This window comes from Blautia sp. OM07-19, assembly GCF_003481595.1.
GTDB lineage: Bacteria > Bacillota > Clostridia > Lachnospirales > Lachnospiraceae > Blautia_A > Blautia_A intestinihominis.
Genome location: NZ_QULA01000001.1, coordinates 424,516 through 437,637, shown reverse-complemented (window position 1 = coordinate 437,637; position 13,122 = coordinate 424,516). Strand labels below are relative to the sequence as shown.

Annotated in this window: 8 protein-coding genes; 1 reads left to right on the top strand and 7 read right to left on the bottom strand. The window is 45.3% G+C overall.

What is annotated here, in order from left to right:
- Position 1 precedes the first annotated feature (1 nt).
- The 7 genes from DXC01_RS01945 to DXC01_RS01915 form a co-directional block, all read right to left on the bottom strand.
- Positions 2-1,711: a sensor histidine kinase gene (locus DXC01_RS01945; protein WP_158583609.1), complete on the bottom strand. Its 1,710-nt coding sequence runs from the start codon at positions 1,709-1,711 to the stop codon at positions 2-4.
- 334 nt (positions 1,712-2,045) lie between these two features.
- Positions 2,046-3,716 (bottom strand): alpha-glucosidase, encoded by a 1,671-nt coding sequence (locus DXC01_RS01940; RefSeq protein ID WP_118698093.1) that lies wholly within the window; start codon positions 3,714-3,716, stop codon positions 2,046-2,048.
- A gap of 3 nt (positions 3,717-3,719) precedes the next feature.
- On the bottom strand, positions 3,720-4,556 hold the full coding sequence (locus DXC01_RS01935; RefSeq protein WP_118251700.1) for a carbohydrate ABC transporter permease: 837 nt from the start codon (positions 4,554-4,556) through the stop codon (positions 3,720-3,722).
- Positions 4,556-5,452, bottom strand: coding sequence for a carbohydrate ABC transporter permease (locus DXC01_RS01930; protein ID WP_118251703.1), 897 nt, complete (start codon positions 5,450-5,452; stop codon positions 4,556-4,558). Before DXC01_RS01930 ends, DXC01_RS01935 begins: the two co-directional genes overlap by 1 nt.
- A 15-nt stretch (positions 5,453-5,467) precedes the next feature.
- On the bottom strand, positions 5,468-6,946 hold the full coding sequence (locus tag DXC01_RS01925; RefSeq protein WP_118698092.1) for an ABC transporter substrate-binding protein: 1,479 nt from the start codon (positions 6,944-6,946) through the stop codon (positions 5,468-5,470).
- Positions 6,947-7,152: 206 nt separating this feature from the next.
- The gene (locus DXC01_RS01920) at positions 7,153-8,133 is read right to left on the bottom strand and encodes a LacI family DNA-binding transcriptional regulator (protein ID WP_118251708.1); all 981 of its coding nucleotides are present in this window, start codon (positions 8,131-8,133) and stop codon (positions 7,153-7,155) included.
- Positions 8,134-8,271: 138 nt separating this feature from the next.
- The gene (locus tag DXC01_RS01915) at positions 8,272-12,030 is read right to left on the bottom strand and encodes a phosphoribosylformylglycinamidine synthase (protein WP_118698091.1); all 3,759 of its coding nucleotides are present in this window, start codon (positions 12,028-12,030) and stop codon (positions 8,272-8,274) included.
- Positions 12,031-12,232: 202 nt separating this feature from the next.
- Between DXC01_RS01915 and DXC01_RS01910 the strand changes: the two genes are divergently transcribed.
- On the top strand, positions 12,233-13,102 hold the full coding sequence (locus DXC01_RS01910; RefSeq protein ID WP_118698090.1) for a LysR family transcriptional regulator: 870 nt from the start codon (positions 12,233-12,235) through the stop codon (positions 13,100-13,102).
- Positions 13,103-13,122 lie beyond the last annotated feature (20 nt).

Here is a 13,122-nt window from a genome sequence, read left to right as displayed (position 1 = left end):
ATCACACAACTCCTTTCTCCACTTCAGAAATATTTTCCAGTCTGATTACTGCTGTGGTTCCCTCTCCATAAGTACTTCGGATCGTAAGCCCGGAACGTTCCCCATATTGAAGCTGGATCTGATAATTCAGATTTCTGAGTGCATATCCTTTGTTTCCCATAGAATTCTCAAAAGTATTATCACATATCTTTTCGTTCAGTTTTTCCAGCTCCATTTCACTCATCCCAATTCCATCATCTTTTACGGTAATCTGTACACAGTCTTTTTCTTTTAAAGCAGTTATTTCTATCTTCCATTTGTCACTCTTATTTCGAAATCCATGAATTACCGCATTCTCCACCAATGGCTGCAGAAGGAACTTCGGAACCACCAGTTCTTCCACTTCCGGATCGATATCATACACAAATGTGATCTTATTATTGACCCGCACATTCTGTACTATGATATACTGCTTTGACAGTTCAAACGCTTCTCTGAAGGTTACGATCCGCTTTCCTCCTGATACTGCGATCCGGAAAAATTTTGATAATGCCATAACAAGCTGTGCAATTTCTTCCTGCTTGTTGATTTTTGCAATGCTGTACGCAGATTCCAGTGAATTGTACAGCATATGCGGATCCAGTTCTGTCTGAAGCATCTGGATCGTTGTCATTGTAACTTTGTCCTTCTGTTTAAGAGCTGCCCTCGCTACATTACATACACGTTCTGTCATCCTGTAAAATTCGTCACTGACTTCTATATATTCATCTGCCTGTCGTCCTTGTTCCGGTTTTTGCAGTACATCCGGAACTTTATTCTCCGAAACCTGTTTTTCGATATCATGAAGAACCGACAGCATTCTCTCATTTCTCTTTTCTATCATTGCATTTACAGTCCAGGCTGCACCAAAGGCCACTGCTGTCAGAAATACAAATGCAAAAACTTTGATTTCATCTGGAAAACCATTTTCTGACAGAATCTTTCCTGCATCTGTCACACTCACATAATACCAGTTATTTGCTGCAGAATAGTTCCAGTTTAATATGTAATTTCTTCCATCAATTTTCAGTTCTCCGATCTGTTCATCTTCTTTTGATGTGATATAGTTTATGATATCTGTATAGGGATCTTTGACTTTTTTGAAATCCTGCTGTTCTTTGGTACTTACTATATTTCCATAAGGATCCAGAATTGCAAGCCAGGTCGGCTGAATCTGAAAATTTGCAGACAAAAGCCTGTTGATATAACGCTCATCCACGCAGGCAGTCAGATATAGTTCGTTGCCTTCTTCGTCACGAATTTCATAATTTCGCACCAGATCATAATCATTAAAATATTTTCCCAATGTCGGATTGCAGATAATGTTCTGATAGGGTGTCGCAATTCCCCATTTACCCACTTCTGCCTGATAACAGTCCATCGTATTTGACAGAACATTTTGAAAAAAAGTAGCATCAGATACCAACAGCAGCTGCCGATATGGGTAATAAAGATAAAATCCAGAAAATCCGCCGACATTATATGTCTCATCCAGCAGAGAAGTATAGGTAGAAAAAGTTTTCTGCACCAGAGAGTAAATATCAATATCCCTGCATTTCAGGTCAGGAATCATCACCACATTGTTCTGTTCCATTGCAAATTTTAACGATACACCCGCATCAGAAACTGCATCCAGTTTTCCTTCTACAGATGCCATGTTTTCTGTCAGCGTATGCTGAATATCTTCTGCCATGGACTGTTTTGATTTTTCCTGTGAATTCTGATATAGAATATAGGAAATCAACATACAGGGAATAACCAGGGCAATCCAAAAAATTATAAACAGTCGAATTCTGAATTTATTTGGTCTTTTCTTTTTATTTTTCATTCTCTTCCTTTAACATTTGTGCACTATTAGTTTACATATGTATAATATCATTATCCCAATAACATTTCAACCGTTATACTTTTTCCAATTAATGGATAAAACACCAACATCCCCTAATACGTCAGGCAAAAAAGGCAGATCACATCAATTCCAGAGGAATCGACATAATCTGCCTTTTCTGTATATCTATCATATAATTTTATCTGCAGCGTACCATGACTGCCTGGTAAGGATTCAGAGATTTCTGGCTGGTTTCGCTGTAGTTATTGCAGAGGATCTCGCCCTCTGCGATGTCTGCCTGCTGGGTTTCATCAGACATATTGATCCAGATCTGGATCTTTTCACCGTTTTCTGCGATACGCTCAAAGGCGATCACAAACTCCAAAGCATTCTGGATCTCACGGACCTCGCCGTAGATCAGGGATTCACGGTTTGCCTCGTCTTTGCGGATCCGAATCAGATTTCTGTAGTAATGCAGGAGGGAATCTTTGTCCTGTTCCTGCTTCTTGGCACAAATGGCTGCGTAGTCGTCATTGCATTTCAGCCATGGCATACCGGAAGTAAAACCGCCGTTTGCTTCTGCAGTCCACGGGAACGGCATTCTGCTGTTGTCACGACTTCTGTCGTTGACGAATTTCAGGGACTGCGCTTCGTCATACCCTGCACAAAGGGCTCTTCTGTACTGATCCTTGGTGTTCAGGTCATCGTATTCTTCGATGCTGTTGAACTTACCGTTCTCTGAACCAAGTTCTTCTCCCTGGTAGACAAATACGGTTCCACGAAGTCCCATCAGAAGGGTTGCAAGGGCACTTCCCTGAAGGAATCTTAAATGCAGATCGTCCCTGGCTGCTGCTTTTTCGCGGAAATATTTGTTGAAGGAACGGGACTGGTCATGGTTTTCCAGATAGATGGCACCCCATCCCTGTGTCTGCACACTGCACTGGCTTCTGAATAGAAGTTTCTTGAGATCTCCAAAAGTCCACGGAGCCTGGTTGTACCAGTTGGAACCCGGAAGGAGGTCAATGTCTGCATAACTGAAATCAAATACCATAGAAAAATATCCGTCTTCTCCGATAAACTCGGACAGGTTTTCATATGGGACTCCCGGTGCCTCCGCAACGGTCATGATCTCCGGATCTCTGAGACATTTATGGTTCATTTCCTGAAGGAATTCTCGGATTCCTTCCTGATTCTGACCAGTTGTCTCCACGCTGATCAGACCGTCTGTGTTGTCCGGTTCATGGGACACCAGAGAATTTACTTTTTTGATATAAGTGATCGCATCAAAACGGAATCCACTGACGCCTTTTTCCATCCAGTAATTCAGGACGTTGTAGAGTTCTTCTCGAAGTTTTTGGCTTTCCCAGTTGAGATCCGGCTGGCTCTTGTCAAAGGTGTGATAGTACCAACAGTCTTCTCCCGCCTTCTCCCACACGGAACCGCCGAAGCAGCTTCGTGTGTTGGAAGGACGTTCTTTGGACTGGACAAACATATAATAATCTCTGTATTCTGAGTTCGGATCTTTCAGTGCTTCCTGGAACCATGCATGCTGGTCGGAAGTATGGTTCAGCACCATGTCGATGATGACACGGATGCCAAGTTCTCCTGCTTTTTTGAGAAGAAGATCCATGTCTTCCATCGTTCCGAAGCACGGGTCGATCCCATAATAGTCAGCGACATCGTATCCATTGTCTTTCATTGGTGACGGATAGAAAGGGCAGATCCAGATAAAATCAATTCCCAGTTCTTTCAGGTAAGGGAGTTTTTCCAGAATTCCTTTTAAGTCTCCGATTCCATCACCATTTGTATCCTTGAAGCTTTTTGGATAGATCTGATATCCTACTGCTTCTTTCCACCATATTCTTTTCATAAGTTACCCCTTTACTGCACCTGCAGCGATTCCTTCGATAATATTTTTCTGAAGGAAGATGAACACGATCAGGATTGGAATGACGCAGATCAATACTGCAGGGAAGATGAGTTCCCATGGATTTCCGTACTGTCCGGAAAGGCTTTTTGCATAATAAAGACTTAAGGTCAGTGTCTTGCTGTCGTTGTTTCCGATGATCAGGAACGGAAGAAGGTAGTCATTCCAGATCCACATGGCATTGGTGATCACAACAGTCGCTGTGATCGGTTTTACCAGCGGGAATACGACATTGAAAAACAGCTGGAAGATATTTGCACCATCGATCACGGCTGCCTCTTCCAGAGAAAGCGGAACGCTCTTAAAAAATCCGTGATACAGGAAAACCGTCATACTGAGTCCAAATCCGCCATACATCAGGATCAGACCGAAGGTATTCTTAAGTCCGAGTGCTTCCATCAAGTTTACCAGCGGATACATAACGGACTGGAACGGGATCAGCATTGCTGCTGTAAAGCAGAGGAACAGGAAGTTGCTTGCTTTTGTCTTGTTTCTTACCATCATCCATGCAGTGAGGGAAGAGATCACAACGATCAGTGCTACTGCAGCCACAGTGATGATGAGTGTATTTACTACAGATTCTCCGAGTTTGATCTGTGCTGCCGCATTCTTGAGATAAGAGAAGTCAAAAGAAGACGGAAGGGAGATCGGAGATCCGACGATTTCTTTCTGGCTCTTGAAAGAGTTTACGATCAGAAAGTAGATCGGGAATAAAGTATAAATGCTCAGAAGGATCAGAACTACATACATTACGCCCTGTTTTATTCTTTTGTTTGCAGTCATTAGGCTTCGATCTCCTTTCTCTTAGTAACAATAACCTGAATGATGGACACGGTAGCGATCAGGATGAAGAAGATAACCGCCTGTGCCTGTGCCATACCGTAGTTCGGAGGTGTGTTTTCTCTGGTTGTCAGAAGAATCTGCAGAGAAAGCATTCTGGTTCCGAAATCTCCGCCTGTGAGGGCAAGGTTCTCGTCCAGCATCTTGAAGCTGCTGGAAAGTGTCAGGAAAAATACGATCGTAAATGCCGGCATCAGCATCGGAACTGTGATGTGGCGGAATTTCTGCCATGCGGTCGCACCGTCGATAGAAGCTGCTTCATAGAGATCTTCCGGAATGTTGTTAAGACCATTCAGATAGATCAGCATCAGATATCCGGCTGTCTGCCAGGTTGCCATGATCGCCATGGCAAAAACTGCTTTGTTCGGGTCCTGGAGCATGTCGCACAGGAACGGGATATGGATCGGGGACTCCTCACCAAACAGCATCAGGGAATATACATTCTGGAAGATAAAGCTCCAGATAAAGCCCATTGCAAGTCCTCCAAGGAGGTTTGGGAAGAAAAATACAGTACGGAAAAATCCTTTGCCTTTGCCGACTTTTCTTACCATCAGTGCCATGCCAAGGCTTACGATATTTTTGATCACAACAGCTACGACTGTAAATTTAATGGTGTAGATAAAAGAAGTGATAAACTTCTGTGAATGGAACACTTTGATGTAGTTTTTGAAACCAACCAGTGCACCGTACCAGTGTTCGGAACCTTTGAAGTAGGAACCTCTCCAGGCTGTAAAGGAATATGCCACACCCATGATAAATGGAACCAGGATAACTACGACGAACAGGATGATCGCCGGAATATTCAGTATCTTGAACCATTTCTTATAATATTTCTCCATGTTTCTCTCCCTTCCTTACCATTCGTCCATGCCGGATTTCCAGTATGAGATACATTCATCCGCAATGTCGTTTAATTCGTCTTCTGACCATGGATCCGGATCTGTAAACAGGTCTTCCATGATGTACTTGCCGTAGCTTTCCAGACCCCAGGAGGATGGTGCCGCATCAAACGGGTTGGCAAGAAGATCATTGTCACGTTTGTAAGTGATCAGGTCATTGGACAGCGGGTTTTCCAGTGTTGTATCTTCGTCTGCATTGAATGGTACAAATGCAAATTTGTTCACAATATAATCCTGACCTGTCTCTGAGGTATTCAGCCAAAGGAGGAAGTCTTCTGCATCTTTCTTTTCCTGCTCGGTGGCTTTCTTGTTGATGATGTAATACTGAGATACGAACTCCGGAACAGAGCGGTTCATCTGATCTACAGTCAGTCCGTCTACATGGATGTCATCATCAGAGAAGTTCAGTTTCATCGGAAGCATGATCAGACGGTCTGCAACTTCCGGTGCAATGTCAGCAACGTTGCTGTAGATCCAGTTTCCGTTTTTGATAAAAACTGCCTTGCCTTCTGCGAAGGTCTGTACTGCCTGGTCATAACCGGTCACTGTGGAATTGATGAACTGTGAGCCTCTCTTCGTCGCTCCATCCGGTCCTGCTGCATAGTTGGAAAGGAAATCCAGTTCCTGCAGTGATTTCACGATGGATGATTTCATAAGGTCTGCTTTGTCCGGATCGGATTCACGTACATCGTAGATATTCTGGTATACGGTACTGATTGGATAATTTCCGAAGTGATTTCCGTATGTCCATTTCTCTGCACCTGCGATGGAGAAAACTCCGTTCAGGTTCTCGGTAAGGTCCGTCTTATCGGACTGTGTCTCGTAGCTGTTACCGTTGAGGGTAAAACTCTCAGACTTGCCGTCGTTGATGTAATCGTTCAGTGCAACGATCATCTGCTGGAATTCTTCGTAATCTGCTTCTTTGTAGTCTGCAGTAAAGGCATTCAGATCTGTCACACCAAGGATGTCTTCCAGCATCTGTCGGTCTGCGATCAAACCATATCCTTCGATGTTGTATGGGATTCCGTAGTTTCCTTCACTCTCAAACTGAAGTTTCAGTGCATCCGGCACGCTCTCATACAGAGTCTTAAGTTCCGGATTGGAAATCTCCTCCACTCCTGCTGCATATCCTGCGGATTTCCATTCTTCGAAGGAAATCGCGTTGGAAGAAAACAGTGTCGGATATTCCTTGGATTTCAGCTCGGAACGCATGGTCTCAGAACCTTCTGTTGTTCCTACTGTAAATACCTTCACTTTCTTGCCTGTCTGTGCTTCGTATTCATCAGCCAGATCATTCAGGCTGTCTGCGATCTCTGATTTCTGGTTAAAAAAGTACACATCATAATCCTTGTTTACCTTGCCGCATCCGGTCACTGTGACCGCTGCTGCTCCGGCAAGCAGACACACGCCGAGTGCCTTTATGGATCTTTTCATCTCCCGTCCTCCTTTTGTGCTTTGTTTTCTGTTTCTTGAAACATGTTTCATATCAGTCATTTTTTTAGGCACAGTTTCTGTCGCTCGAACTATGCCTTGTTTTTGAAACATGTTTCATTTGTTGTTTCTAAACTATCATATTTTTGATATAAAGTCAATCCCTTTTGTTATTTTTATCGTAGAACTTTTCAGGCATCTATTCCGTATCACGTTGTGCTTCCTTTTTTGAGTTCCACAGGGATCGTGATGTATCTTTCCTGTGGTGTCTCTCCATCGACCAGCTTGAGGATCGTGTCAACAGCCCTGTTCCCGATCTCGTGTAACTGCTGGTGGATCGTGGTGATCTCCATAATATTGGTCCTGGATACATAAGTTCCGTCATATGCGATCACGGAGAAATCTTCCGGGATCTTCTTGCCGAGTTTCACTGCCGCTTTGAGAAAAGCACTTGCCGGCATATCTGCTGCCATGATGCCATCGATCTCCGGATTTTCTTCCAAGATCAGACATGCCATCTCAAAGTAATTCTGGAAATCAAAAGAATTCCACTTGATATCCACTTCCCGTGTCTGGATCTCGTTTGTTTCCAGTGTCTCACGGAGTGCCCGATGGCTCTTGTAAGAAAGAACTCTGTCTGTGTCCGTCTCACTTCCGATATGGAGGACATATCTGCATCCGCTTCGGATAAGTTCTTCTGCTGCAAGCCTGCCGCCCATCTCGTGGTCGGATACAACAACCGGTACTTCATCATTCACATAATAATCCAGCATGACCAGCGGCTTGCCGAATTCTGCGTATGCCTCCGGTTTCTGATTATTGACACCCATGATCACACCGTCCACGATATTGGAGCGGAGGATCTTCATATATTCTTTTTCTCTCTCCGGGTCATCACCGGTACTGCACAGCATCAGTTTGCAGTCGTTTTTGTATAGTTCATCTTCGATATGTCTCGCAAGCGAGGAAAAATACGGATGACGGATATCCGGAACCAACATCGCCACGATCCCCGCCTTCTGCTTGAACATGCTCCTTGCCAGTTCGTTCGGAATATAGTTCAGTTCTTTCATCGCCTGTTCGATCTTCATCCGTGTTTCAGGAGCCACATTTGCTGTCCCGTTTAATACTCTGGAAACAGTGCACGCCGCTACATTTGCCCTCTTTGCCACATCACGAATACTTGCCATTTGCTCACTTCCTGTCCTGTCTCGATTTTCTATGAAACATTTTTCATTCTGATAATACGATACCGAAAATTTCCAGTTTCGTCAAGACAAAATAAGCCCCCGCCGTATAAGCGAGGGCTCAAAACTGTCATATATTATTTATTTGAAGTACTCTACACCGGACTCAAAGATCTTGATATCCTGCTCGCCGTAGATGTTGACAGCCACACCGTCACCGCGACGTTCACTGTGTGCCATCTTACCGAGGATACGTCCGTCAGGGCTTGCGATACCTTCGATGTTCATGTAGGAACCGTTTACGTTCCATTCTTCATCTGCGCTCAATTCTCCGGCCGGAGTTACATACTGAGTTGCAACCTGTCCGTTTGCGAAGAGTTTTGCGAGCCATTCATCATTGGCAACAAAACGTCCTTCCCCGTGGGATGCCGGGTTGCAGTATACACCGCCAAGCTGCGCTTTCTGAAGCCATGGAGACTTGTTGCTGACAACTTTGGTGTAGACCATCTTGGAGATATGGCGTCCAATGGTGTTGAAGGTCAGTGTCGGAGAATCTTCTTTCTGTCCGCAGATCTCACCGTATGGTACAAGACCAAGTTTGATGAGCGCCTGGAAACCATTGCAGATACCAAGTGCAAGACCGTCTCTCTCATTTACAAGTTTCATAACAGCCTCTTTGATCTTTGCATTCTGGAATGCAGTTGCAAAGAATTTCGCAGAACCATCCGGTTCATCACCTGCGGAGAATCCACCAGGGAACATGATGATCTGTGCTTCGTTGATCGCTTTCTCAAAGAGTTCTACAGAATCATGGATATCTTCTGCTGTCAGGTTCTTGAAGACTTTGACATCAACTTCTGCGCCTGCTCTCTCAAATGCACGGGTGCTGTCATATTCACAGTTGGTTCCCGGGAACACCGGAATGAATACACGCGGTTTTGCAACTTTGTGTCTGCATACATAGATGTTTTCTGCATGGTACAGATCATCTTTGGCAGGTTTTTCATTTGCTTCACCGGAAACGGTCTTGAAGACTCTTTCCAGAGTTCCTTTCCATGCTTCTACAGCTTCTGCCTCTGTGATCACGGTATTTCCATAAGAGAATTTACCGTCGTCAGTAACTTCACCGATCAGTGTGTAAGTGATGGAAAGCTCGCCGACTTTGTCTGCCGGAACTTCCATGATGATATCGCCAAATCCCGGAGCGAAGAAATCTCTTGGATCCAGATTGTGCTCGATCTTTACGCCAAGTGCGTTACCGAATGCCATCTTGGAAACGGCTGCTGCAATACCATGACGATCCAGTGCATAAGCGGAAACGACTTTGCCGCTCTGGATATCATTGTGAAGTTTTTCATACTGATCCATGATTCCTGCGTAATCCGGCAGATCGTACTGATCGTGTGGTGCACGGAGCCATACCAGTTTGTTTCCTGCTTTTTTGAGTTCAGGAGTGATGACATCCTGGATCTTCGCTACATCTACTGCAAAGGAAACGAGTGTCGGAGGTACGTCGATCTCGTTGAAAGTACCGGACATACTGTCCTTACCTCCGATGGACGGAAGTCCGAATCCCATCTGTGCCGCATATGCACCAAGAAGTGCGGAGAACGGCTGGCTCCATCTCTTAGGATCTTCGGTCATGCGGCGGAAGTATTCCTGGAAGGTGAAGCGGATCTTCTTGTAGTCACCACCTGTTGCAACGATTCTTGCAACAGATTCTGTCACTGCGTAGGCAGCTCCATGATATGGGCTCCAAGAGGACAGATACGGGTCAAATCCATAGCTCATCATCGTTACAGTATCGGTCTTGCCATTCTGTACCGGAACTTTTGCTACCATGCTCTGTGTCTCGGTAAGCTGATACTGACCGCCGTATGGCATAAATACGCTTCCGGCTCCGATAGAACCGTCGAACATCTCAACGAGGCCTTTCTGTGAGCATACATTGAGGTCAGCAAGTGTCTCGAGCCATTTTGCCTTGACATCTGCTACATCCGGGCGGTCTTCAAAAAGGTTGCCCTCTTTGTTCGGAATCTCAACTTCTACGGTTGTTTCCTGATGTGCACCGTTGGTATCAAGGAAAGCACGGGAAATATTTACGATCTCCTTGCCTCTCCAGGTAAGGACAAGACGCGGATCCTCGGTAACGACTGCAACCGGGATCGCTTCCAGGTTTTCTTCGTTTGCATAGCCAAGGAAGGTGTCTACGTCTTTCGGATCTACAACAACTGCCATACGCTCCTGGGATTCAGAGATTGCGATCTCTGTTCCGTCAAGGCCGGCATATTTCTTCGGAACTTTGTCGAGGTCTACGCGAAGTCCGTCTGCAAGTTCACCGATGGCAACAGATACACCGCCGGCACCGAAGTCATTACATTTCTTGATGATGTGGCTGACTTCCTCGCGTCTGAACATACGCTGGATCTTACGCTCTGTCGGCGCATTACCTTTCTGGACTTCTGCACCGCAGACTTCGATGGATGCCTCTGTATGTACTTTGGAGGAACCGGTAGCACCGCCGATACCGTCACGTCCGGTACGTCCTCCGAGAAGGATGATGATATCGCCCGGATCAGAGTTCTCACGGATGACCGCGCGTCTCGGAGCTGCACCCATAACAGCACCGATCTCCATACGTTTTGCAACGTAGTCCGGATGATAGACTTCTTTGACATAACCGGTAGCCAGACCAATCTGGTTGCCATAGGAGCTGTAGCCGTGAGCTGCACTTCTGACAAGTTTCTTCTGAGGAAGTTTGCCCTTGAGGGTTTCCTTCACAGATACAGTCGGGTCAGCAGCACCTGTCACACGCATTGCCTGATATACATAAGTACGTCCGGAAAGCGGGTCACGGATCGCACCGCCGAGGCAGGTAGCAGCACCACCAAACGGCTCGATCTCTGTCGGATGGTTGTGTGTCTCATTCTTGAAGTTGATGAGCCACTCTTCTTCCTTGCCGTCTACATCTACCGGTACAACGATGCTGCAGGCATTGATCTCATCGGATTCTTCCTGGTCAGCAAGTTTGCCCTCGGATTTCAGTTTCTTCATTGCCATCAGGGCAAGATCCATCAGGCAGACAAATTTGTCGTCACGGCCTTTGTAGAGAACTTCTCTGTCAGCAAGATATTTCTCATAAGTCTTTACGATCGGTTCTTTGTAATCGCCCTCATCAAACTTCACATCGGTAAGTTCTGTGGAGAATGTGGTATGACGGCAGTGATCAGACCAATAGGTATCCAGTACACGGATCTCGGTCATGGACGGATCACGTTTTTCTTCGTTCTTAAAATAATTCTGAATGTGCTGGAAATCCTTGAAGGTCATTGCAAGATTCAGAGAATCATACAGTGCTTTGAGGTCTGCTTCCGGCATATCCTTGAAACCGTCAAAGATCTTGACATCCTCTGGTTCCGGGAATACGGTAACCAGTGTTTCCGGTTTCTCAAGTCCTGTCTCACGGGAGTCTACCGGGTTGATGCAGTGATGTTTGATGGCATCAAATTCTTCGTCTGTTACATTTCCTTCTATTACATAAGTCGTTGCAGAGCGGATGATCGGCTGTGCATCTCCATCGAGGAACTGCACACACTGTACAGCGGAATCTGCTCTCTGGTCGAACTGTCCCGGAAGATATTCTACAGAAAAGATCTTCGCGCCTTCTGCGGCTTCAAATTTCTCAAGATACAAGTCGTCAACCGGCGGCTCTGCAAATACGGTTCTGCATGCTTTTTCAAAAACTTCATCTGAAATATTTTCTACATCATAACGGATCAGCACTCTTACATTCGTTGCGGATTTGATTCCGAGATAGCTACTGATCTCATGCTTTAATTCTTTTGCCTGTACAGCATAGGCTGGTTTCTTTTCTACATAAACGCGTCTTACGTTACTCATTAGAAACTCCTTTCAGATAGTAATCATTGGTTTTGGTAGTTACTGTTCACAGGCATTCCCGTGAGCAGTAACTCTGGTTGTTTTTTGGGATAGAATAGTTGTTATTTTACAAAATATATAGTATCATAACAAATATCATTAGTAAAATTAATATATCTTATATTTTTTATTAGACATACTAATTAGTAAATGGAGGTTTCTTATGGATATCAATCTCGAATTATACAAAGTTTTCTATTATGTAGCTACGACTTTAAGTTTCTCAGAAGCATCCCGCCAGCTTTTTATCTCTCAGTCTGCCGTCAGCCAGTCGATCAAGACCCTGGAAAAAAAACTCGGCCACACGCTCTTTATCCGCAGTACAAAAAAAGTCCTCCTCACGCCGGAAGGAGAACTTCTTCTGGAGCACGTCAAGCCCGCCCTTCTGATGCTTGATGAAGGGGAAGCCCTGCTCTCGGGCGACAACATGCTCAAAGGACAGCTCCGTATCGGTGCCAGTGACACGATCTGCCGTTATTTCCTGATCGAATATTTCCGCAGGTTCCACCAGTCTTACCCGGATGTCCGGATCAAAGTCACCAACAGCACTTCGATCGGCTGTGTCGAACTTCTGGAAAAAGGACAGGTCAACCTGATCGTATGCAACTCACCAAACTCCCGCCTCGGAAACCATATGAAAGTCAAAGTATTAAAAGATTTCCACGATGTGTTCGTAGGTGACCCGGACTGTTTTGCCTTCAAGCATCTGCCCTGCTCGCTGAAAGAGCTTCTGGAATATCCGATCCTGATGCTTTCTTCCAAGAGCACGACCAGTGAATATCTCTATCATACCTTTGCCGTGCATGATCTGAAACTGCTGCCGGAAGTCGAGCTCAACAGTAATGACCTCCTGATGGATCTCGCAAGGATCGGTCTTGGCATCGCGTGTGTTCCTGATTATATGCTGGATCCAGAAGATTCTCTCAAACCGATCCCTCTTACAGAACAGCTTCCGTCCCGCCAGCTGATCCTTGTCCAGCACGATAACCTGCCCGTGTCCCAGGCGGCAGAACGATTCCTGGAAATGTTCTGAAAAAAAGAGCCCCCTGACGG

Coding starts and splice junctions, on each gene's coding strand:
- DXC01_RS01945 (WP_158583609.1), bottom strand. CDS start 1,711: ATGGCAGAAGATATTCAGCATACGCTGACAGAAAACATGGCATCTGTA.
- DXC01_RS01940 (WP_118698093.1), bottom strand. CDS start 3,716: ATGAAAAGAATATGGTGGAAAGAAGCAGTAGGATATCAGATCTATCCA.
- DXC01_RS01935 (WP_118251700.1), bottom strand. CDS start 4,556: ATGACTGCAAACAAAAGAATAAAACAGGGCGTAATGTATGTAGTTCTG.
- DXC01_RS01930 (WP_118251703.1), bottom strand. CDS start 5,452: ATGGAGAAATATTATAAGAAATGGTTCAAGATACTGAATATTCCGGCG.
- DXC01_RS01925 (WP_118698092.1), bottom strand. CDS start 6,946: ATGAAAAGATCCATAAAGGCACTCGGCGTGTGTCTGCTTGCCGGAGCA.
- DXC01_RS01920 (WP_118251708.1), bottom strand. CDS start 8,133: ATGGCAAGTATTCGTGATGTGGCAAAGAGGGCAAATGTAGCGGCGTGC.
- DXC01_RS01915 (WP_118698091.1), bottom strand. CDS start 12,030: ATGAGTAACGTAAGACGCGTTTATGTAGAAAAGAAACCAGCCTATGCT.
- DXC01_RS01910 (WP_118698090.1), top strand. CDS start 12,233: ATGGATATCAATCTCGAATTATACAAAGTTTTCTATTATGTAGCTACG.